This is a genomic window from Streptomyces sp. JNUCC 64, assembly GCF_054484115.1.
Genome location: NZ_CM137015.1, coordinates 1,577,274 through 1,598,784 on the forward strand (window position 1 = coordinate 1,577,274; position 21,511 = coordinate 1,598,784).

Below are 21,511 nucleotides of genomic sequence, written 5' to 3' on the forward strand. Positions count from 1 at the left end.
GACCGGGGTTGCGTACCTCTCAATACCGTCCGACGGGTTGATCCCGCGTCGGACAACGGCTGTTCTGGTACCCCGCGCGCCCAGGGCGCGTGCAGCACCATCGTTCCAGGAGGCTCCCTTGCTGCGTCGCGTCAACGGCACGGCACTGATCATCGGGGCGCTGACCGCGACGCTCGCCGCACTGGCCTTCCCCGTGTGGTCGTACGCGGACCGCTCCGGCACCCCGCGGGCGAACCTCGCCGCGGGAACCGTGTCCACCCCGTGGGGTCCGCTCACGGCGACCGACCAGGACTTCATCGTCCGGGTGCGGCTCGCCGGGCTCTGGGAACTGCCCGCCGGTCAGCAGGCGATCGAACGCGCGCCGACGGAGGCGATCAGGACCGCCGGGGACCACCTCGTCGTCGGCCACACCGACCTGGACAAGCGGGTCCGGGAGGTGGCCGCGAAGCTCTCCGTCCCGCTGCCCAACCAGCCGACCGAGCAGCAGCAGGCATGGCTCCGGCAGCTCACCGCCGCCACCGGAACCCAGTACCAGAGGGACTTCGCCAATCTGCTGCGCATCGCGCACGGAAAGGTGTTCGCGCTGGTCGCGCAGGTCCGGGACAGCACCCGCAACACCCTGGTGCGACAGCTCGCCACCGACGCCAACCAGACGGTCCTCGACCACATCACGGTACTGGAGGACACCGGGATGGTGGACTTCGACGCCATCGCCGAGGGGGCGGCCACCGGCACCGCCAGCCCCACCGGCCCGCCCCCGCCCAGCGGTGCCGCGCCGCCCGCGCCGGGGGTCACCGCCGACGCGGGCATCTCCACCACCTCGCGCCCCTCCGCGACCACCCCGGGTACGGTCAACACCGAACGGGCGGAACCTCAGAACAAGCTCTGAACATCCTCCTTCCTGGATTCGACGGCACCCGGCGGGGCCATGAACCCCGCAACGCGCCGCCGCGTCGTCCTTCCGTGCCCCGCGCGGCCGGGCCCGGCGGACCAGCCGGGCCCGAACGGCTCACCGGGCCGGAACGCGGAACACGTCCGCGAGGCCGACGGGGCACCACGCACGCGCACGGCTCACGAAGGAGGGGACCATGACCACACCCGCGCCGCCCACCGCACCACCGCGCACCGGTGACGACACCGGCACCGGTACGGGCACGGCCACAGGTACGCGCGTCACCGCGCCGCCCGGAACGGTCCGGCTCGGCACCGGCATCGGCTGGCGTCCCGAGATCGCGGACGCCGTGGAGCGGATGCCCGGCGTCGACTGGGTGGAGGCGGTCGCCGAGAACCTCTGTTCCGGGCACCTCCCCGGATCGCTGCTGCGGCTGCGCGAGCGGGGCGTCACGGTCGTCCCGCACGGGGTGTCCCTGGGGCTGGGCGGCGCCGAGCGGCCCGACCCGGAGCGGCTCGCCCGGCTCGCCTCGGTGGCCGGTGCCCTGGGGTCGCCGCTGGTCACCGAGCACATCGCCTTCGTCCGGGCGGGGGGCGGACTCACCGCTTCCCCGGCGCTGGAGGCGGGACACCTGCTGCCGGTGCCCCGTACCCGGGACGCCCTCGACGTGCTCTGCGCGAACGTCCGGATCGCCCAGGACGCGCTGCCCGTACCGCTCGCCGTGGAGAACATCGCCGCGCTGATCTCCTGGCCGCACGAGGAGATGACCGAGGGGCAGTTCCTGTACGACCTGGTGGACCGGACCGGGGTACGGCTCCTGATCGACGTGGCCAATCTGCACACCAACCACGTCAACCGGGGCGAGGACCCGGTCCGCGCGCTGGACGAGCTGCCCGTGGAGGCCATCGCGTACGTCCATGTCGCGGGCGGGGTCGAACGGGACGGCGTCTGGCACGACAGCCACGCGCACCCGGTGCCCGGGGCCGTCCTCGACGTCCTCGCGGAACTCGCCTCCCGGGTGGACCCGCCGGGCGTGCTGCTGGAGCGGGACGAGGACTTCCCCGCGCCGGAGGAGCTGGCGCGGGAGCTGACGGCGATCAGGTCCGCCGTGTCCCGGGCGCGCCGGACCACCCCGCCCGGGAGCGCCGCCCCTTCCCCCGCCGTCCGCTCCACCGGCCCCACTCGTCCCGCCCACCCGGTCCGCCTTACCCGTCCCACCCGTCCTCCGAAGACCGCTCCCCACCGCACCGACCTGGACGGAACCACCCAGGACCGGACGGCCCCGACGGCCCGCACCGGGACGTCCACGGGCACGGCGGCCGACGGCCCCGTCCGCCAGCGGGTGGCCCTCGCGCAGACGGCGCTGCTGTCCGCGCTGGTCGCCGGGACCCCGGTCCCCGAGGGCTTCGACGGGGCCCGGATCTCGGTGCAGAGCAGGGCGCTGCTGGCCAAGCGGGCGTCCGTGGTGGCGAAGGTCGCCCCCGAACTCCGGGTGATCCTCGGGACCTCGTACCGCGCCGAGTTCCTCGCGTACGCGCACCGGCGGCCGATGACCGCCGGGTACCGGCACGACGCGCTGGGGTTCGCCGCGCACCTGCTGCGGGCCGGACGGCCCCATGACGCGCGGACGCGCCGGGAGCTGACGGGGTGGTGGGTGGACCGGTCCGGTCCCCGGCCCCCGTCCCGGCTGCCGTGGGCGCGGGCGGCGCGCGCGGTCCGGATCGCCCGCGCGCTGCGCTCCCCCGGCACGGTGAGGTGACGCCCCCGCCCGGCGCCCGGCCTTGACGCCCGGTCCGGTCCGGGACACGGCCCCCGGACCCTGACGGGCACCGTCCGGACCCCCGACAGCCCGTCCCGCACACGCCCCTGAACGCCCAGGCACCCTTCCCCGCACCACACGCCCCCGGACACCCGGCCACCCCATCCCCACCGGAACCTGACGATCCACCCCGACGCCTGACAACCGACCGGTCACCGCACGGCCCGCCCGGCCCGCCCAGGCGCCACAGGCCCGCCCAGGCACCGCACGGACCACCGGGCACGCACAGACCCACCCGGCACCGCACGACCCCATCGGACACCGCACGCGCACCGCACCGCCCGCCCGCCCGAGCCACCACAGCCCGCCGCAGCCCGCCGCAGCCCGCCGCAGCCCGCCGGTGAACGCCGTTGGACGCCGCAGCCCGCCGGTGAACGCCGTTGGACGCCGGGCGGGCACGTGGCCCCGGCCCCGGTACGTCTTCCGGCGGAGCGGGCCGGACGGCCCCGCGTACCCGCTCCGGCGTGCCGGGCCAGCTCCGCCGACCGGTGGGAACGGCGTGTCGGCCACGGGAGGCCGTCGGAACGTCACGACGCGACAACAGCTGGTCCACATTCCGGATGGGGCATGGCGGGCGCCGGGACACCTCGCATAGAAAGCCGCCATGTTGTGGCTCCTGCTCCTGTCGGCCAGTGCGGTGGTCGGCATCACATGCACCCGGCTCTGCCTCGCGGCCGTCCGCGCGGCGGCCACCGACGGCGTGCCCCTCCCCCACGGGCACCGGCTGACCGTCTACGAGGCGGCGTTCCTGTCCGGCGGCCCCTACCGCGTCGCGGACGTGGCGATGGTCTCGATGGCACGCCAGAGACGGCTGCTGCTCGCGCACACCGGCTGGGCGACCGTGGTGGACCCCCACGGCCGGGACTCCCTGGAGAGGTCGGTGCTCCGGGCGATCGGCTCCGGCGGCCAGTCCCGGATAGCGCCCGTGCGGGCCGCCGCCGCCCGCGCCGACGCGGTGCGCGCCCTCGCGGACCGGCTGGTGGCGGCGGGGCTCGCGGTGCCGGAGGGCACCCGGGGGACCGTCGCGGACGCGGTGCGGCACGTCCGGGTCACGCTCCTCGCGGTCCTCGCGCTGGGCGCGGTGGCGCTGGCCACCACCCCGGAGTCGGCGGGCGGCGCGGGGTCGGCCGCGGCCTGGTTCGCGCTGCCGCTGGCGGTGACGACGGGCTGTCTGCTGATCGCCCGGGTCGAGGCGCACCCGTACACCGGCTGGGCGTCGGCGTCCGGGCGACGGCTGCTGGGCGGACTGTCGGCGCGCCCGGACGGGGACGACCGGACGTATCTGACGGCGGTGGCCGTGGGCGGGGTGTCCGCGGCCGGCGATCCGGGGCTGGTGGCGGCGTTCACCGACGGGGACCGCCGGGCGGCGGCCGACGACCATCTGCCCGGCGCGGGTCCCGGACGGCCGGGTCGCCCCGGACGGTCCGGACGGGACGACCGGGACGATCCGCAGCGGGGCTCCGCGCGCCACGGCCGCTGAGACGACGGCCCGGACCGGGACCAGACCCGACCCGGACCACACCCCCGTCAAAGTCCCCGGCGAGGCCCGTGGAGGCCCGTCGACGTCCCGCGCCCCACAAGGCGACAGCCCCGCTCCCCCGCGAGGGCGACGGCCCCCGACCCCGCCGACACACCGAGCCGACAACCGCGTCCGGTGCTTTACATCCCCACCCCCCGGGCCAATCATCCCTTTTGTCGGATCATCCCCGTCCGAGCCCAGAAGCCCCGGACGGATGGACGGCCCGGGCGGCCCGGACCGTCGGGACACCCCGGCGGTCCGGACGGCCCGGAAGGCCGGGACGACCCGGAAGCCCGAGGAAGCCGAGGAGCGCGATGAGAGCAACCGTCCGCTGGGGCACCGCCGCCTCCCTCGTGCTGTCGGCGTTGCTCGCCGCCCCCGGCACCACCGCCACCGCCACGGCCCGGCCCCCGACCGACGCACCCCCCGGGGCGGCCGACACGCCCACCGGAGCGGTGGAGACCGCCGAGGTGGCGGGCGCGCGCACCGCCGCCGCCCGCGCCGGGGCCCTGGGCGTCCGCTTCGGCCCCTGCGCCGACGAGGGCCTCCCGGCCCCGGCCGAGTGCGGCACCGTGGAGGTGCCGCTGGACTACGCCCGCCCGGACGGCCGCCGCCTCGCCCTCGCCGTGAGCCGGACCCGGGCCACCGGCGGGGGAACGGCGGGCGAGGCGGTCGCCCGTCGGGGGGCGCTGGTGTTCAACCCGGGCGGGCCCGGCGCCAACGGCGTGTACTTCCCGCTGGCCGGCACGGTCCCGGAGTGGGAACGGATCGCCGCCGCGTACGACCTGGTGGGGTACGCCCCGCGCGGGGTGGGGGGCTCCACGCCGCTGTCCTGCCAGGAGCCCGGGCACTTCGTGAAGGCGCCCACCCAGGCGCCCGCGCACCCCTCGGCGTCGTACAAGAGGGAACGCGTCGCGGAGGCCACCGCCTACGCCCGGGGCTGCGCCCGCCGGGCGGGGGACGCCCTGCGGCACTACACGACCGCGGACAACGCGCGGGACCTCGACGTCCTGCGGGCCGCGCTGGGCGAGTCCCGGCTGACGTTCATGGGCGTGGGCCACGGGACGTACCTCGGCGCGGTGTACGCGACGCTCTTCCCCGCGCACGTGGGGCGGATGGTGCTCGACTCGGCGGTGGACCCGCGTCCGGAACGGATCGGGTACCCCAACGGCCTCGACCAGACGGCCGCCCTGGAGCGGCGCTGGACGGACTTCCTCGACTGGATCGCGCGGCACGACGACCACTACGGGCTCGGCGCCACCACCGAGGCGGTGCGGCGCTCGTACGACGAGGTGCGGGCCGAGGTCGCGGCGCGGCCCGCCGACGGTCTGGTCGGGCCGGGGCAACTGCACTCGGCGTTCCTGCGGGCCGCCTACTACGACGACCAGTGGCCGACGCGGGCCGCCGCGCTGGACGCCTTCCAGGAGGGGTGGCCCGACGCCCTGGTCTCCCAGGCCGCGCCGGTGCCCCGGGCGGCGGCCGAGACGGAGAACGCGCACGCCGTGCACACCGCCGTCCAGTGCAACGACGCGCCCTGGCCGACGGACTTCGCCACCTGGGACGCCGACCACACGGCGCTCGCGGACACCGCCCCCTTCCACACCTGGGAGGGGGCCTGGACCCGGCTGCCGTGCGCCTACTGGCCCGCGCCCCGGCGGCAACCCGTCGACGTGCGGGCGGACGCGGGCGCGCTGGCGCCGACACTGATCCTGGCCGCCGAACGGGACGGGGTCGCCCCGTACGCGGGGGCGCGGGAACTCCGGGCCCGGCTGGGCGGGTCACGGCTGGTGACCGAGCGGGGCGCCGGTCAGCACGGGCTGGGCGGCGGACCGAACGCCTGCGTCAACGCCCACCTCGACGCCTACCTCCTGGCGGGGACGGTGCCCGAGGCGGACGCGGAGTGCGCGGCCCACCCGGAGCCCCGTCCGTTCGCGCTAGCGCCGGAAGCCCGGAACGCGGCGCGCGGGCCCGTCCCGGCGTACCGGACGGACCCGCGCTGAGGTCCCGCGAGCAGCGGCGTGCGGACCCGGCGGGTCCGGACGGGGTCAGGCGAGGGAGGCGACCAGTTCGGCGATCTCCCGGCGGCGCCCGGTGTAGAAGGGCACCTCCTCGCGGACGTGCCGCCGTGCCTCGGAGGCGCGCAAATGACGCATCAGGTCCACGATCCGGTGCAGCTCGTCCGCCTCGAACGCGAGGATCCACTCGTAGTCGCCCAGCGAGAAGGAGGCGACGGTGTTGGCCCGGACGTCCGGGAAGCCGCGCGCCATCTTGCCGTGGTCGGCCAGCATCTTGCGGCGCTCGTCGTCCGGCAGCAGGTACCACTCGTAGGAGCGGACGAACGGGTAGACGCTCACGTAGTCGCGGGGCGTCTCGTCCGCGAGGAACGCGGGGATGTGGGAGCGGTTGAACTCGGCGGGCCGGTGCAGCGCCATGTTGGACCAGGTGGGGACCAGGGCGCGGCCGAGGCGGGTGCGGCGGAAGAGGTTGTACGCCTCCTGGAGCGCGTCGGCGGTCTCGGCGTGCCACCAGATCATCAGATCGGCGTCGGCGCGCAGACCCGACAGGTCGTAGGTGCCCCGGACCACCACGTCCTTGGCGGCGAGCTGCTCGAACAGCTCCTCGACCTCGTCGGCGTATCCGGAGCGGTCCTCGGGAAGGACGTCGCGGAGGGTGAAGACGGACCACAGCGTGTAGCGGATGACCTCGTTCAGGTCCTTGGCCAGCTTGCCGCGGTGCGGAATCCTTGCGGGGGTTGCGGGGGCGTCGTCGCTCATGTTCCTCATTCTCCTGCGCCGCCGTGGCGGCTCTGCACGGGGTCCCTCATCAGCCGGTCGGTGCGCTCCGGATCGCCGAGGAGCAGTTCGGCGGCGGCCCGTCCGCCCGCCACGCAGGCGGGCACGCCCACGCCGTCGTAGGCGGCGCCGCAGACCGCGAGGCCGGGGAGCTTCGCCAGGTGTTCGCGGACCCGGGCCACCCGGGCGTGGTGGCCGACCGGGTACTGCGGCAGTCCGTCGTCCCAGCGGGTGACGCGGGTGGCGACCGGGCGCGCGGTCACGCCCAGGGCGGCGCCCAGGTCATGGCGGGAGACGTCGACCAGACCGTCGTCGTCGCGGTCCAGGTCGGCCTCGTCGCCGTGGCGGCCCACGGAGGTCCGCAGGACCAGCAGGCCGGGGTCGCCGTCGGCGATCCAGCCCCATTTGCGGGAGGCGAAGGTCGCCGCCTTGACGGTGTGTCCGTCGACCGGGGGCACCAGGAAGCCGCTGCCCTCGGGGAGGGTGAGCGCCGTCCGCCGGTAGGCGAGGGTGACCAGGGCCATGGAGGCGTACTCGACGGTCGCCAGCTCGGCCGCGGCGGCCGGGGCCTCGGCGGCGAGCAGCCGGGCGGCGACCGGGGCGGGCACCGCGAGGACGACGCCGTCCGCCTCCAGGGCGTCCCCGGGGACGGTGATCCGCCAGCGGCCGTCGGCGGTGCGGTGGGCGCCGGTGACGGGGGTGGCGAGCCGGATCTCTCCGCCGTGTGCCCGGACGGCGTCGGCCACGGCGGGCGGCAGGGTGCCCACCCCGCCCTCGACGCCCATGAACACGGGCCCGGCGGCGGGCGCCGCCTGGGCGGCGCGCCGCTGGACCGCCTGGACGGCCTCGGCCAGGGAGGGGTGCGCGCGGACGGCGTCGAAGAGCTGGGGCACCGCCGAGCGCAGCGAGATCCGGTAGGCGTCGCCCGCGTAGACCCCGCCGAGCAGCGGTTCCACCAGCCGGTCGACGACCTCGCGGCCGAACCGGGCGGCGACCAGTTCGCCGACGGCCACGTCGTCGCCGAGGGCGTCCGGGTCCAGGGGCGGCAGCTCCGCCTCGGCCTCGATCCGTCGCAGCCCCTCCGGGGACAGGATCCCGGAGAGGGCGTCGGCGGTGGCGGGGACGCCCATCACGTGCCCGCGGGGCATCGGGGTGAGCGCGCCGCGGTTCCACAGGGAGGCGGTGGTGGTGGCCGGGGCGGTGAGCCGGTCGCCGAGCCCGACCTCCCGGGCCAGGTCGAGCGCCTCGGGGCGACGGGCCAGCAGGGACTCGGCGCCGAGGTCCACCCGGACGCCCGCGATCTCCCCGGGCAGCAACTTGCCGCCGACCCGGCCGGACGCCTCCAGCAGGGTGACGCGGGCCCCGGCGCGCAGCAGCCGCAGGGCCGCGGTGAGACCGGAGATCCCTCCGCCGACCACGACGAAGACGGGGGACGGAGGCGGGGCGGGGCGTTCTGCGGGCATGCCCCCACTCTGTCAGAGGGCGGACGGCGGTTCGCAGGGCCGTTGGTCCCCTGGCTACGGAACGGCGCGGAGCGGCGCCGAACGGGTTCGGGGCGGGCCCTTCGTCCAAGGCGCGGAGGCGAGTCCGAACCGTGACGCGTTCGCGACGCGGCGGCGACATCGCGACGGCGGTCCGGCCCGTCGAAGAAGTGACCGGACGACCGGTCGCACCACGCACCACTTCCCAGGGGGAGACGACGATGAGTGTTCCGCGAGGGCCCGAACCCGCGAAGGACCGCGAGGACCGCACCACCCGTCCCGTCCGCGCCGCACGGCACCGGGCGCGGCCGGTCGCCGGGGTCCTGCTCGCCGCGTCGCTGGCGCTCGCCGGATGCGGCGGATCGGGCGGGGACGCGGGCGAGACCAAGAGTGATCTGTCGAACGCCAAGGCGTACTCGCCCGAGGACGGCGGCGGCGCGCGGGCGGACGGGCCGCGGTCCGGCTCCGAGGCCGCCGAGGAGGACGGGAAGGCGGCGAAGCTGCGGTCGGACCAGCTCGCCGAGCGGAAGATCGTGCGCACCGCGCAGCTGACGATACGGGTCGAGGACGTCTCCCGGGCGCTGGTGAGGGCCCGCGCGGCCGCCGAGTCGGTGGGCGGGCTGGTCGGCGAGGAGTCCACGGACCGCGACGACGAGGGCCGCGAACACTCCGAGCTCACCCTGCGGGTCCCTCAGGAGAAGTACGACGACGTGCTGGAGCGGCTGGGCGACACGGGCACGGTCGTCAGCCGCAACACCTCCGCCGAGGACGTCACCGAACAGGTCGTGGACGTGGAGACCCGGTTGAAGAACCAGCGGGCCAGCGTGAACCGGCTGCGCGCGCTGATGGACGAGGCGACGAAGATCAGTGACGTGGTGGCGCTGGAGGGCGAGCTGAGCAGCCGTCAGGCGGAGCTGGAGTCGCTGCTCGCCCGGCGGGAGTCGCTGGGCGACCGGGTCGCCCTGGCGACGATCACCCTCTCCCTGACCGAGCGCTCCGACGCCGGGGACGACGACGGGGAGTCCGGCTTCCTGTCCGCCGTCGGCGACGGCTGGGACGCGTTCACGGCGATGCTGCGGTGGCTGACGGTCGCCCTGGGCGCCGCGCTGCCGTTCCTGGCGCTGACGGCGGCCCTGGTGGCGCTGTGGCGCTGGCTGCTCCGCCCCCGCACGGCCCGCCGCCGCACGACGGCCACGCCCCCGCCCGCCCCGGTCGCCCCGGCCCCGGCGACCGTCACCGACTCCCCGGCGACCGCACCGGCACCGGCACCGCCCGCCGGAACCCCCGACACGGACTGACGAACCGACAGACGGACGACCCGACGACCCGGCGAACCGACGGGCGACAGGGCCGGGGGACAACGGACCGGCGGAGACACCGACGGGAGCGGAGGGAAGCACACGGAAGGGCGTGAAAGGGGTGGAAGGGGCGGAGAAGGCCGCCGACCCCGGCCGGCCGGGGTCCGGAGCGCCGCGTTCAGAACCCGGCCGGACGGAGCCGGACCGCCCCGTCCACGTAGCGTGGGCGCATGAGCGATTCGAAGGAGCGGCTGGTCGTCATCGGCGGCGACGCGGCGGGCATGTCCGCCGCGTCGCAGGCCCGCAGGCTCAGGGACCCGGCGGAGCTGGAGATCGTGGCGTTCGAACGGGGCCACTTCACCTCGTACTCGGCCTGCGGCATCCCGTACTGGGTGGGCGGCCAGGTGCCTGAGCGGGACGACCTGATCGCGCGGACGCCCGAGGAGCACCGGGCCCGCGCCATCGACCTGCGGACCCGCACCGAGGTGGTGGAGATCGACACCGGGCGGCGCCGGGTGCGCTCCCGGGGCGTGGACTCGGGCACCGAGGAGTGGACGTCCTACGACAAGCTGGTCATCGCGACCGGCGCGCGCCCGGTGCGGCCGCCGCTGCCCGGCATCGACGCGCCCGGGGTGCACGGGGTGCAGACCCTGGACGACGGGCAGGCGCTGCTCGACACCCTGGAGCGGGTGCCGGGCCGCCGGGCGGTGGTGGTGGGCGCCGGGTACATCGGCGTGGAGATGGCCGAGGCGCTGATCAACCGGGGGTACGAGGTCACGGTGGTCAACCGGGGCCCGCAGCCGATGTCCACCCTCGACCCGGACATGGGGCGGCTGGTGGGCGAGGCGATGGGCTGGCTCGGCATCACCATGGTCAACGACACCGAGGTCACCGGGATCGAGACCGGGGACGACGGCCGGGTGTCGGCGGTGACCACCGCCGACGGCTCCCATCCGGCCGATGTGGTGGTGCTCGGTCTGGGCGTCCGCCCCGAGACCGGACTGGCCCGGGCGGCGGGACTGCCGCTCGGCGCCCACGGCGGACTGCTGACCGACCTCGGGATGCGGGTGCGCGGCGAGGACGCGGTCTGGGCGGGCGGCGACTGCGTGGAGGTGCTGGACCTGGTGTCGGGCCAGGAGCGGCACGTCCCGCTGGGCACCCACGCCAACAAGCACGGCCAGGTCATCGGCACCAACGTCGGGGGCGGCTACGCGACCTTCCCCGGGGTGGTGGGCACGGCGGTGTCCAAGGTCTGCGATCTGGAGATCGCCCGGACCGGGCTGCGGGAGAAGGACGCCCGCGCGGTGGGGCTGCGCTACGTGACGGCGACCGTGGAGTCGACGAGCCGGGCCGGGTACTACCCCGACGCGCGGATGATGACGGTGAAGATGCTGGCCGAGCACCGCACCGGGCGGCTGCTCGGGGTGCAGATCGTGGGCCGGGAGAGCGCGGCGAAGCGGGTGGACATCGCGGCGGTGGCGCTGACCGCCGGGATGACGGTGGAGGGGGTGACGCAGCTGGACCTCGGGTACGCGCCCCCGTTCTCCCCGGTGTGGGACCCGGTGCTGGTCGCGGCGCGCAAGGCGGTGCGGGCGGTCCGGGAGGCGGGGTGGTGACCGGGCGCGGTGGCGCCGGGCGTGAGCGGAGGCGGGCGGCCCGGGGCGTGCCCGGGGCCCGGTGACCCCAGGCGGTGACCGGACGGGCCGGAGCCGTTCGCGACGGGCACCCGTCCGGGTGACGTCAGAACGACCGGAAACCGACGCTTGACGGCGGCCCCGCGTGGAAGGCGGGGCCGCCGTGGCGGTCAGCGGGCGGTGCGGGCGTGGACGTCCGCGACCAGCCGGGTGAGGGCGTCGGGGTCGGTGTCGGGCAGCACCCCGTGACCGAGGTTGAAGATGTGCCCCTCCAGTCCACGGGCCGCCGCCAGCACCTCGCCGGTCTTGGCGGCCACCGCCTCGGTGCCCGCGAACAGCACGGCCGGGTCCAGGTTGCCCTGGAGCGCCTTGCCGGGGCCGACCCGGCGGGCGGCCTCGTCCAGCGGGACGCGCCAGTCGACGCCCACCACGTCGGCCCCGGCCTCGCCGAGCGCGCCGAGCAGCTCGCCGGTGCCGACGCCGAAGTGGATGCGGGGCACCCCGTACCCGGCGACCGACTCGAAGACCTTCCGGGAGGAGGGGAGCACGGAGCGGCGGTAGTCGGCGGGGGCGAGGGCCCCGACCCAGGAGTCGAAGAGCTGGACGGCGCTGGCCCCGGCCTCGATCTGCACCTTGAGGAAGGCGGAGGTGATCGCGGCGAGCCGGTCCAGCAGGTCGGCCCAGAGCTGCGGGTCGCCGTACATCAGCGCCTTGGTGTGCTCGTGGTTGCGGGACGGGCCGCCCTCCACGAGGTAGCTCGCCAGGGTGAAGGGCGCGCCCGCGAAGCCGATGAGGGGGGTGGCGCCGAGTTCGGCGGTGAGCAGCCCGATGGCCTCGGTGACGTAGGGGACGTCGTCGGGGGTGAGGTCGCGCAGCCGGTCCAGGTCGGCGCGGGTGCGGATGGGCCGCTCGATGACCGGGCCGACGCCGGGCTTGATGTCCAGCTCGACGCCGATGGCCTTGAGCGGGACGACGATGTCGCTGAAGAAGATCGCCGCGTCGACGTCGTGCCTGCGGACCGGCTGGAGGGTGATCTCCGTGACGAGGTCGGGGCGCATGCAGGAGTCGAGCATCGCGATGCCCTCGCGGACCTTGCGGTACTCCGGGAGGGAGCGGCCCGCCTGACGCATGAACCAGACCGGGGTGTGCGGTACGGGCTCGCGGCGGCACGCCTTGAGGAAGGCGGATTCCCGTACGCCCTCGCGCGGGGCGGTCGACCGGTCCGTGGGGATCTCGTTGGCACTCACGCGGGAAAGTCTCCCATGCGCCCGGGGGCGCGATCCGGACAGCCCTCGCACCGGGGGGTGTCCCTGCCCGCGCGGGGTGCGGCTTCCCCTTACCCTTCCCCGCATGGCTGCGGCTCAGGAACGACGGTCGGACGACACGGGCGGAACGGACGGGGGCGCCGGGACGCCGGGGGGCAACCCGGTGGACCCGGGTCCACCGGCCTTCCGCGCGGCGGTCGAGGCGCTGCGGACTGCCCGGCCCCGGCCGGGCGTCGAGATCGACCCGGTCCCGCCGCCCCGGCGGCTGGCCCCCCACGCGTACGCGCTGGAGGCGGCGGTCGTGGACGGGGACGAGGACCTGGCGGACGGGCGGCTGGTGCTGCTGCACGACCCGGCGGGGCACGACGGCTGGCGGGGCACGTTCCGGCTGGTGACGCTGGTGCGGGCGGAGCTGGAGCCCGAGATGGCGGTGGACCCGCTGCTGCCGGAGGTGTGCTGGTCCTGGCTGACCGGCGCGCTGGAGGGGCGCGGGCTCGGGTACGGGGAGCCGAGCGGCACGGTCACCCGGGCCGGGTCGCACCACTTCGGCGGGCTGTCGGCGCGCCCGCCCGCGTCCCAGATCGAGATCCGGGCGTCCTGGACGCCCCGGGAGGGCGCCGGGGGCGTTCCGGACACCGCCGCGCACCTGGCCGCCTGGTGCGATCTGCTGGGGCAGGTCGCCGGTCTGCCCCCGACGGCGCCGGGCGACGCGTCCGTGGTCACCCTCCCCCAGCGACGCGGCCCCCAGGGACGGTGACCCCGGGTGCGGCGCCGGGACCGTCTCCCCGCGCCGCGTCCCGTGCCCGGGGCCTCTGGGGCGTCCGGGCGGGCGCGACGCGCGCGGGGCGCGCGCCGGTCGGGTCCGGCGGGGGCGGCGGTGACGGGGCGGGGCGGCGGGTACGGCTCCCGGGCGACCTCGGTGGCGGCGGAGCGAACAGTCGCCCGCAACGATCGACCAAGCGTCCGAATTGCACGATTTGTTCTCACGAAATCGTGATCTTTCTCTAAAGGCGACCGGGTTTGGTGCCGAAGACGTCTGTGACCTTGAAAGCGACGGTTCATCCCGGCCCCATCCCCAGTGCCGGCCCGTCCCGCCACCACAGGAGGGCCCCGTGTCCGTTCTCCTTGAGCAGCCCGCAAGCCTGGTCGCCTACCGTCCGAACAAGCCGACCGCCATGGTGGTCGTGGCGGACCCACGGGTCCGCTCCACCGTCACCCGCCACCTGTGGGCCCTCGGGGTGCGCGATGTCATCGAGGCGTCGTCCATCGCGGAGGCCCGCCCCCGGATCGGCAACCCCCGGGACATCTGCGTCGCCGACGTCCACCTCCCCGACGGCAGCGGACTCACGCTGCTCTCCGAGACCCGCGCCGCGGGCTGGCCCAACGGCCTCGCCCTCTCCGCCGCCGACGACATCGGCGCGGTCCGCAACGCCCTGGCCGGGGGCGTGAAGGGTTACGTCGTCACCGGCACCCGCACCAACCTCGGGCTGCCCACCCGCCCCGGGGCCGCCCCGATCGGCGCCGCCGCGGCCCGGATGCACCGCCGCCCCCCGGGCGCCCCGAGCCACCCGGGCGGCTACCGGGAGCTGTCCGGCCGCGAGGTGGAGGTGCTGCGGCTGGTCGCCGAGGGCCAGTCCAACAAGGCCATCGGGGTCTCCATGGGACTGTCCGCGCTGACCGTCAAGAGCCACCTGGCGCGCATCGCCCGCAAGCTCGGCACCGGCGACCGCGCCGGAATGGTGGCCGTGGCCCTGCGCACCGGCATCATCCACTGACCGGTCCGGTCGCTCGCGCGTCCGCCGACGGAACGTTCCGTCGGCGGACGTGGTGTTTTCGCAAGTATTCTTGACAGGTGACAGACGCCCAAGAGACCGCAGCAGACACCTCACTGCGAACCCCCGGGGGCGCTCCCCCGGACGACGACGTCACCGGCGTCACCCCGGGCCGTGACCCGATACCGCTCCTGGAGCCCCATGAGGGGGTCCCCCCGGTGGTCGCCGACGCGGACGCGCTGGCCGGGGTGGTCGACGCGTTCGCCCGGGGCACCGGCCCCGTCGCGGTCGACGCCGAGCGGGCCTCCGGCTACCGCTACGGACAGCGCGCCTACCTCGTCCAGCTGCGCCGCGAGGGCGCCGGGACCACCCTGATCGACCCGGTCGCCTGCCCCGACCTCTCCGCCCTCGGCCGGGCCCTCGACGGCACCGAGTGGGTACTGCACGCCGCCACCCAGGACCTCCCCTGTCTGCGGGAGATAGGCATGACGCCGACCTCGCTGTTCGACACCGAGCTGGCCGGGCGGCTCGCCGGGTTCCCCCGGGTGGGGCTCGGGGCGATGGTCGAGAACGTCCTCGGCTACGCCCTGGAGAAGGGGCACTCGGCGGTGGACTGGTCCACCCGCCCGCTGCCCGACCCCTGGCTGCGGTACGCGGCGCTCGACGTCGAGCTGCTGGTGGACCTGAGGGACGCCCTGGAGGAGGAGCTCGACCGGCAGGGCAAGCTGGACTGGGCCCGTCAGGAGTTCGCGGCCATCGCCGCCGCCCCGCCCGCGCCGCCGCGCAAGGACCCCTGGCGGCGGACCTCCGGGATGCACAAGGTCCGGCGGCGACGGCAGATGGCGGTCGTGCGGGAGCTGTGGGAGGCCCGGGACCGGGTCGCCCGACGGCGCGACGTCTCCCCCGGCAAGGTGCTGGGGGACGCCGCCATCGTGGAGGCCGCGCTGTCGCTGCCCCCGAACGCGCGGGCCCTCGCGGCGCTGCCCGGGTTCGGGGGGCGGACCGCCCGGGGCGGCCGTCTGGAGCAGTGGCAGGAGGCCGTCGACCGGGCCAGGGCGCTGCCCGAGGCGGAGCTGCCACAGCCCGGCCAGACCGTGACGGGCCCCCCGCCGCCGAGGGCCTGGGCCGACAAGGACCCGGTCGCCGCCGCCCGGCTGTCGGCGGCCCGGGCCGCCGTCTCGGCGCTCGCGGAACGGCTCGCCATGCCCCAGGAGAACCTGATCGCGCCGGACACGGTGCGCCGGGTGTGCTGGGAGCCGCCCGCGGTGGTGACCGCCGAGTCCGTGGCCACGGCCCTGACCTCGTACGGGGCCCGGCCCTGGCAGGTGGAGCAGGTGGGACCGCTGCTGGTCACGGCGTTGCGCGCCGGCGCGGGGGACTGACCGGAGCCCGTCCGGCCGGGGGTGCGCCCCCGGCCGGACGGGACCGCGCTCCGCGCCGCCCCCGGACCCGCACCGTCCGCCACGCGCCCCCGAGGGGGCGCTTTCCGTGTTTCCGGGGGCGGACGGCCGCTCCCGGGGGAAGGGCCGGGACACGGGTGCGGGGTGGGGGCTGGGCAGGTTGGTTACTCGCAAGTAGCATGAGGCGTACCGCGGTGCGCCGGTGCCTTCGGCGGGGTGGGCCGTGTCGTGCCAGTTCGCGTCTGGAGGAGAGCCATCGTGCCTCGTACCGTCAGGGATGTCGTCTTCGTCGACGGTGTCCGCACCCCGTTCGGCAAGGCGGGCCCGAAGGGCATCTATCACGAGACCCGGGCCGACGACCTGGTGGTGAAGTCGATCCGGGAGCTGCTGCGCCGCAACCCCGGACTCGACCCCGCCCTGATCGACGACGTGGCGATCGCCGCCACCACCCAGATCGGCGACCAGGGGCTGACCCTCGGCCGGACGGCGGGCATCCTCGCCGGACTGCCCGCCTCGGTGCCCGGCTACTCGATCGACCGGATGTGCGCGGGCGCGCTGACCGCCGTGACCACCACCGCCGGGTCCATCGCCTTCGGCGCCTACGACGTCGTCGTGGCCGGGGGCGTGGAGCACATGGGACGCCACCCGATGGGCGAGGGCGTCGACCCGCACCCCCGGTTCGTCAGCGAGAAGCTGGTGGACGAGTCCGCGCTGTTCATGGGCATGACGGCGGAGAACCTGCACGACCGCTTCCCGCACCTCACCCGGGCCCGCGCCGACGAGTACGCCGTCCGCTCCCAGGAGAAGGCGGCGAAGGCGTACGCGGACGGGAGGATCCAGCGGGACCTGGTGCCGATCGCGGTCCGCCGGACCGACCCCGCGACCGGGGAGACCGGCTGGGGACTCGCCACCCGGGACGAGCCGATGCGGCCGGGCACCACCCTGGAGTCGCTGGCCGGGCTGAAGACCCCGTTCCGCGCCCACGGCCGGATCACCGCGGGCAACGCGGCGGGCCTCAACGACGGCGCCACCGCCGCGCTGATCGCCGCCGAGGACTTCGCCCGGGAGCACGGGCTGCCGGTGGGGATGCGGCTGGTGTCGTACGCGTTCGCCGGGGTCGAGCCCGAGGTCATGGGGTACGGACCGGTCCCCGCGACCGAGAAGGCGCTCGCCAAGGCGGGGCTGGCCATCTCCGACATCGGACTGTTCGAGGTCAACGAGGCGTTCGCGGTGCAGGTGCTCGCCTTCCTCGACCACTACGGCATCGCCGACGACGACCCCCGCGTCAACCGGTACGGCGGCGCCATCGCCTACGGGCACCCGCTGGCCTCCTCCGGGGTGCGGCTGATGACCCAGCTGGCCCGCCAGTTCGAGGAACGGCCCGAGGTCCGCTACGGACTCACCACCATGTGCGTCGGCTTCGGCATGGGCGCCACGGTCATCTGGGAGAACCCCCACTTCGACGGAGGCACCGCGTGAGCACCACCACCGAACTGCTGACGGGCGCCGCGGAACTGTTCCCCGGCGAGATCGTCACCGAGGCGCACGTACGGCACCTGGAGCTGCCGAGGGGGGCCGGGCGGTTCGCGCTCATCACCCTGGACAACGGCCTCGACCACACCAAGCCCACCACCTTCGGACCCCGTTCGCTGGCCAACCTGGACGCCGCGCTCGACCAGGTCGAGCGGGAGGCGGCGGACGGGACGATCACCGGCGTCGGCCTCACCGGCAAGCCCTTCGTCTTCGCCGTGGGCGCCGACCTCAAGGGCGTCGAGCTGCTGACCCGGCACGAGGACGCCTTCGCCATCGGCCGCAGCGGCCACGACGTCTTCAAGCGGTTCTCCTCCCTCGCCGTGCCGACGTTCGCCTACTACAACGGCGCGGCCATGGGCGGCGGCGTCGAGGTCGGGCTGCACTGCTCCTACCGGACCGTCTCCCGGGCGGTGCCCGCGTTCTCGCTGCCCGAGGTCTTCCTGGGGCTGGTGCCCGGCTGGGGCGGCTGCACCCTGCTGCCCCGGCTGATCGGCGCGGACCGCGCGGTCACCGTCATCATCGAGAACGCGCTCAACCAGAACCGGCAGCTCAAGGGCGCCCAGGTCTTCGAGCTGGGCATCGCCGACGCGCTGTTCGACGGCGCGGACTTCCTGGAGCGGTCGCTGGACTGGACCGCCGGGGTGCTCACCGGCCAGACCGTGGTGGAGCGCTCCGAGGTGGACCGGGGCGAGGCGTGGGACCGGGCCGTCGCCCGGGGACGGGCCCTCGCGGACGGCAAGGTGCACGGCGCCGCCCCGGCCGCCTACCGGGCGCTGGACATCATCGCCGCGGTGAGGGACGGGGACGTCCAGGCCGGGTTCGACGCCGAGGACACCGCGCTCGCCGACCTCATCATGGGCGGTGAACTGCGGGCCGGGCTCTACGCCTTCCACCTGGTCCAGCGGCGCGCCAAGCGGCCCGTGGGCGCCCCGGACCGGAGCCTCGCCCGCCCGGTCACCAAGGTCGGCGTGGTGGGCGCCGGACTGATGGCCTCCCAGCTGGCGCTGCTGTTCGTGCGCAGGCTGGAGGTGCCGGTGGTGCTCACCGACGTCGACCGGGAGCGGGTCGACAAGGGCGTGGCCTACGTCCACTCCGAGGTCGACAAGCTGCTGCTCAAGGGCCGGATCGACCAGGACCGGGCCAACCGGCTCAAGGGCCTGGTCAGCGGGGTGCTGGACAAGGCGGAGGGGTTCTCCGACGCGGACTTCGTCATCGAGGCCGTCTTCGAGGACCTCGACGTCAAGCGACGGGTCTTCGCCGAGGTCGAGGCGGTGGTCCCGGCGCACGCGATCCTGGCGACCAACACCTCCTCCCTGTCGGTCAGCGCGATGGCGGACGGGCTGGAGCACCCCGAGCGGGTCGTGGGCTTCCACTTCTTCAACCCGGTGGCGGTGCTGCCGCTGCTGGAGATCGTCCGGGGCGAGCGCACCGACGACGCCTCGCTGGCGACCGCCTTCGCGGTGGCCAAGCAGCTCCGCAAGAGCGCCGTCCTGGTCAAGGACGCCCCGGCGTTCGTGGTGAACCGGATCCTCACCCGGTTCATGGGCGAGGTCCAGAACGTCATCGACGAGGGCACGCCCGTCGAGGTCGCGGAGCGGGCGGTGGAGCCGCTGGGGCTGCCGATGTCACCGCTGGTGCTGCTGGAGCTGGTGGGGCCCGCGATCGGGCTGCACGTCTCCGAGACGCTGCACCGCGCCTTCCCCGACCGCTTCCGGGTCTCCCCCAACCTGGCGGCCGTGGTGAAGGCGGGCAAGCGCGGCTTCTACGTGTACGACTCCGGCCGTCCGGAGCTGGACCCCGAGGTCGACGCGCTCCTGGTGCGGGGCGACACCGTGCTCACCGGGGAGGAGGTCCGGACCCGGGTCCTGGACGCGGTGGCCCAGGAGATCGGGCTGCTGCTGGCCGAGGGCGTGGTGGCCGAGGCGCAGGACGTCGACCTGTGTCTGATCACCGGCGCGGGCTGGCCCTTCCACCTGGGCGGGATCACCCCGTACCTGGACCGCGAGGGCGTCAGCGAGCGGGTGAACGGCGCGCGGTTCCTGGCGCCGGGCGTGGCGAGCGTCCCCGTGTGACCCGTGCGGCGGGGAGGGGGCGGCCCCCTCCCCGCCGCACGCCTCAGCCGTACACCGTGCGGGGGCCGACCGTCCGGGCCCCCTCGGCGGTCACCCGTTCCCGCAGCGCGCGGTCGGCGGTGACCACCACGCACTCCCCCGTCGCGGCGGCGGCCAGCTCGGTGATCAGGTCGTCGCCGCTGCCCGGCGCCTCGGCCACCCGGACCCCGGGCACCGGGCCGACCCCGCGCGCGGCGCCCTCCACGACCAGGACCACGTCCAGGGGCCCCGGCAGTCCGGCGGTGCCCGGCCCGGCCAGCTCCGCCAGCCGGTCGCGGAGCCGCTCGGCGGCGCCCCGCCGGTCCTTCCACCAGCCGTCGGGCACCGAGCCCACGACGTTGGCCCCGTCCACGATCAGCAGCGTCGTCACGCGTGCACCGTCCTGTCCGCTCCCCGTGGTGTCCACGGGTCCATCATCGCCCCCGCTCCTCAGATGTACGGCAGCTGGCCGTCGTCGCCCCGGTTCGGCGGCGAGGGACGGCGGGCGAGGCCCCGGCCCAGCCGGCTGTGCCCCCGGCCGTACAGGAAGTAGACGACCACCCCGAGGACCATCCACAGCCCGAACCGCAGCCAGGTCTCGGCGGGCAGGTTGAGCATCAGCCAGAGCGACGCCAGCACCGACAGGGCCGGGACGTAGGGCACCAGCGGGGTGCGGAAGGCGCGGTGCAGATCGGGGCGCTGACGGCGCAGCAGGACCACGCCGACGGCGACCACCACGAAGGCGAACAGGGTGCCGATGTTGACCAGCTCGGCGAGTTCGCTGATGGAGGTGAAACCCGCGACGACCGCCACCACCACCCCGAGCAGCACCGTGGAGCGGTAGGGGGTGCCGAAGCGGGGGTGCACCCGGGAGAAGGCCCTCGGGAGCAGTCCGTCCCGGCTCATCGCGAAGAACACCCGGGTCTGGCCCAGCAGCAGGATCATGCACACCGAGGTGAGGCCGACCGCCGCGCCGAAGCTGATCAGCCCCGCCCAGAAGGGGTGCCCCACCGCCTTGAAGGCGTCCGCGAGGGGCGCCGCGACGGTCAGGTCGGTGTACTTCTGCATCCCGGTGACCACGACCGACACGGCGACGTACAGGACCGTGCAGATCAGCAGGGAGCCGAGGACGCCGCGCGGCACGTCCCGCTGGGGGTTTCGGGTCTCCTCGGCGGCGGTGGCGACGATGTCGAAGCCGATGAAGGCGAAGAACACCACGGCCGCGGCGGTGAAGATGCCCATCACCCCGAAGCTGGCGGGGGCGTAGCCGAACATCAGCTGGATCAGCGGTTCGGTGATGCCGGAGCCGCCGGGCGTCGGCTCGGACGGGGGGATGAAGGGGTCGTAGTTGGAGCCGGTGATGAAGAAGGCGCCGACCACGATGACCAGCAGCACCACCGTGACCTTGATCGCGACGATCACGCTGGTGATCCGGGAGGACAGCTTCATCCCCGCCACCAGCACCACGGTCAGCGCGAGGACCAGCAGGAACGCCAGCAGGTCGAAGCCGAACGCGCCGTCGTGGGTGCCCGACAGCGGCTGCGGCAGCCGGACGCCCGCCGTGTCCAGGAGCGACTGGATGTACCCGGACCAGCCGACGGCGACCACCGCGCAGCCCAGCGCCAGCTCCAGGATGAGGTCCCAGCCGATCAGCCAGGCCGGGAACTCGCCGAGGGAGGCGTAGGCGAAGGTGTACGCCGAACCGGCCACCGGCACGGTCGAGGCGAACTCGGCGTAGCAGAGCGCGGCCAGCGCGCAGACGACGCCCGCGACCACGAAGCTGAGGGCCACCGCCGGGCCCGCGGTCTCCTTGGCGATCTTCCCGGTGAGGACGAAGATGCCGGTGCCGATGACGACCCCGACCCCGAACACGGTGAGGTCCAGGGCGGACAGCGTCTTCCTGAGGGCGTGCTCGGGCGCCTCGGTGTCCCGGATGGACTGCTCGACCGTCTTGGTCCGGAAGAGGGTGCTGCTCATCGGCGTACCTCCCGCGTGTGTCGTCCCCGACATCTACCG

16 protein-coding genes are annotated in these 21,511 nt (G+C 75.2%); 11 read left to right on the top strand and 5 right to left on the bottom strand.

Going from position 1 to position 21,511, the window contains the following annotated elements:
* The first annotated feature begins 121 nt into the window (after window positions 1-121).
* The 4 genes from ACVWNX_RS06250 (at window position 122) to ACVWNX_RS06265 (ending at window position 6,230) form a co-directional block, all read left to right on the top strand.
* Window positions 122-889 carry a DUF4142 domain-containing protein gene (locus ACVWNX_RS06250; RefSeq protein ID WP_454414650.1) on the top strand — a complete coding sequence of 256 codons (768 nt, stop codon included), beginning with the start codon at window positions 122-124 and terminating at the stop codon, window positions 887-889.
* 361 nt (window positions 890-1,250) lie between these two features.
* Entirely contained in the window at window positions 1,251-2,651 is a 1,401-nt protein-coding gene (locus ACVWNX_RS06255) for an MbnB/TglH/ChrH family RiPP precursor modification enzyme (protein WP_454414651.1), read from the top strand.
* A gap of 664 nt (window positions 2,652-3,315) precedes the next feature.
* Window positions 3,316-4,191 (top strand): TIGR04222 domain-containing membrane protein, encoded by an 876-nt coding sequence (locus tag ACVWNX_RS06260; RefSeq protein ID WP_454412874.1) that lies wholly within the window; start codon window positions 3,316-3,318, stop codon window positions 4,189-4,191.
* Between the two features lie 353 nt (window positions 4,192-4,544).
* Entirely contained in the window at window positions 4,545-6,230 is a 1,686-nt protein-coding gene (locus tag ACVWNX_RS06265) for an alpha/beta hydrolase (protein WP_454412875.1), read from the top strand.
* Window positions 6,231-6,275: 45 nt separating this feature from the next.
* On the opposite strand, the gene hemQ is transcribed toward ACVWNX_RS06265, so the two are convergent.
* Together hemQ and hemG are read right to left on the bottom strand one after the other, a co-directional pair.
* Complete coding sequence (hemQ, locus tag ACVWNX_RS06270; protein ID WP_454412876.1) at window positions 6,276-7,004, bottom strand: hydrogen peroxide-dependent heme synthase; 729 nt, start codon at window positions 7,002-7,004, stop codon at window positions 6,276-6,278.
* Window positions 7,005-7,009: 5 nt separating this feature from the next.
* Entirely contained in the window at window positions 7,010-8,485 is a 1,476-nt protein-coding gene (hemG, locus tag ACVWNX_RS06275; RefSeq protein WP_454412877.1) for a protoporphyrinogen oxidase, read from the bottom strand.
* A 239-nt stretch (window positions 8,486-8,724) separates the two neighbouring features.
* On the opposite strand from hemG, the gene ACVWNX_RS06280 reads away from it, so the two are divergent.
* Together ACVWNX_RS06280 and ACVWNX_RS06285 are read left to right on the top strand one after the other, a co-directional pair.
* The gene (locus ACVWNX_RS06280; protein ID WP_454412878.1) at window positions 8,725-9,801 is read left to right on the top strand and encodes a DUF4349 domain-containing protein; all 1,077 of its coding nucleotides are present in this window, start codon (window positions 8,725-8,727) and stop codon (window positions 9,799-9,801) included.
* Window positions 9,802-10,031: 230 nt separating this feature from the next.
* Window positions 10,032-11,417, top strand: a complete 1,386-nt coding sequence (locus ACVWNX_RS06285; RefSeq protein WP_454412879.1) for an FAD-dependent oxidoreductase — start codon at window positions 10,032-10,034, stop codon at window positions 11,415-11,417.
* Between the two features lie 188 nt (window positions 11,418-11,605).
* Here the strand turns inward: ACVWNX_RS06285 and hemE are convergent, their stop codons facing one another.
* On the bottom strand, window positions 11,606-12,682 hold the full coding sequence (gene hemE, locus ACVWNX_RS06290) for a uroporphyrinogen decarboxylase (RefSeq protein ID WP_454412880.1): 1,077 nt from the start codon (window positions 12,680-12,682) through the stop codon (window positions 11,606-11,608).
* A gap of 103 nt (window positions 12,683-12,785) precedes the next feature.
* On the opposite strand from hemE, the gene ACVWNX_RS06295 reads away from it, so the two are divergent.
* The 5 genes from ACVWNX_RS06295 to ACVWNX_RS06315 all read left to right on the top strand — a co-directional run bounded on the left by ACVWNX_RS06295 (window position 12,786) and on the right by ACVWNX_RS06315 (window position 19,477).
* Window positions 12,786-13,457 (top strand): DUF3000 domain-containing protein, encoded by a 672-nt coding sequence (locus tag ACVWNX_RS06295; RefSeq protein ID WP_454412881.1) that lies wholly within the window; start codon window positions 12,786-12,788, stop codon window positions 13,455-13,457.
* A 355-nt stretch (window positions 13,458-13,812) separates the two neighbouring features.
* On the top strand, window positions 13,813-14,475 hold the full coding sequence (locus tag ACVWNX_RS06300) for a LuxR C-terminal-related transcriptional regulator (protein WP_454412882.1): 663 nt from the start codon (window positions 13,813-13,815) through the stop codon (window positions 14,473-14,475).
* A gap of 77 nt (window positions 14,476-14,552) precedes the next feature.
* Window positions 14,553-15,854, top strand: coding sequence for an HRDC domain-containing protein (locus tag ACVWNX_RS06305; RefSeq protein ID WP_454412883.1), 1,302 nt, complete (start codon window positions 14,553-14,555; stop codon window positions 15,852-15,854).
* Between the two features lie 276 nt (window positions 15,855-16,130).
* Window positions 16,131-17,351, top strand: coding sequence for a thiolase family protein (locus ACVWNX_RS06310; protein ID WP_454412884.1), 1,221 nt, complete (start codon window positions 16,131-16,133; stop codon window positions 17,349-17,351).
* The gene (locus ACVWNX_RS06315; RefSeq protein ID WP_454412885.1) at window positions 17,348-19,477 is read left to right on the top strand and encodes a 3-hydroxyacyl-CoA dehydrogenase NAD-binding domain-containing protein; all 2,130 of its coding nucleotides are present in this window, start codon (window positions 17,348-17,350) and stop codon (window positions 19,475-19,477) included. The genes ACVWNX_RS06310 and ACVWNX_RS06315 overlap by 4 nt, the downstream gene beginning before the upstream one ends.
* Before the next feature lie 43 nt (window positions 19,478-19,520).
* Here the strand turns inward: ACVWNX_RS06315 and ACVWNX_RS06320 are convergent, their stop codons facing one another.
* Both ACVWNX_RS06320 and ACVWNX_RS06325 read right to left on the bottom strand, forming a co-directional pair.
* Window positions 19,521-19,886 carry a PIN domain-containing protein gene (locus tag ACVWNX_RS06320; protein ID WP_454412886.1) on the bottom strand — a complete coding sequence of 122 codons (366 nt, stop codon included), beginning with the start codon at window positions 19,884-19,886 and terminating at the stop codon, window positions 19,521-19,523.
* A 59-nt stretch (window positions 19,887-19,945) separates the two neighbouring features.
* Window positions 19,946-21,472 (bottom strand): amino acid permease, encoded by a 1,527-nt coding sequence (locus tag ACVWNX_RS06325; protein WP_454412887.1) that lies wholly within the window; start codon window positions 21,470-21,472, stop codon window positions 19,946-19,948.
* Between the last annotated feature and the right edge of the window lie 39 nt (window positions 21,473-21,511).

Coding starts and splice junctions, on each gene's coding strand:
- ACVWNX_RS06265 (WP_454412875.1), top strand. CDS start 4,545: ATGAGAGCAACCGTCCGCTGGGGCACCGCCGCCTCCCTCGTGCTGTCG.
- ACVWNX_RS06285 (WP_454412879.1), top strand. CDS start 10,032: ATGAGCGATTCGAAGGAGCGGCTGGTCGTCATCGGCGGCGACGCGGCG.
- ACVWNX_RS06260 (WP_454412874.1), top strand. CDS start 3,316: ATGTTGTGGCTCCTGCTCCTGTCGGCCAGTGCGGTGGTCGGCATCACA.
- ACVWNX_RS06325 (WP_454412887.1), bottom strand. CDS start 21,472: ATGAGCAGCACCCTCTTCCGGACCAAGACGGTCGAGCAGTCCATCCGG.
- ACVWNX_RS06255 (WP_454414651.1), top strand. CDS start 1,251: ATGCCCGGCGTCGACTGGGTGGAGGCGGTCGCCGAGAACCTCTGTTCC.
- ACVWNX_RS06280 (WP_454412878.1), top strand. CDS start 8,725: ATGAGTGTTCCGCGAGGGCCCGAACCCGCGAAGGACCGCGAGGACCGC.
- hemQ (WP_454412876.1), bottom strand. CDS start 7,004: ATGAGCGACGACGCCCCCGCAACCCCCGCAAGGATTCCGCACCGCGGC.
- hemG (WP_454412877.1), bottom strand. CDS start 8,485: ATGCCCGCAGAACGCCCCGCCCCGCCTCCGTCCCCCGTCTTCGTCGTG.
- ACVWNX_RS06295 (WP_454412881.1), top strand. CDS start 12,786: ATGGCTGCGGCTCAGGAACGACGGTCGGACGACACGGGCGGAACGGAC.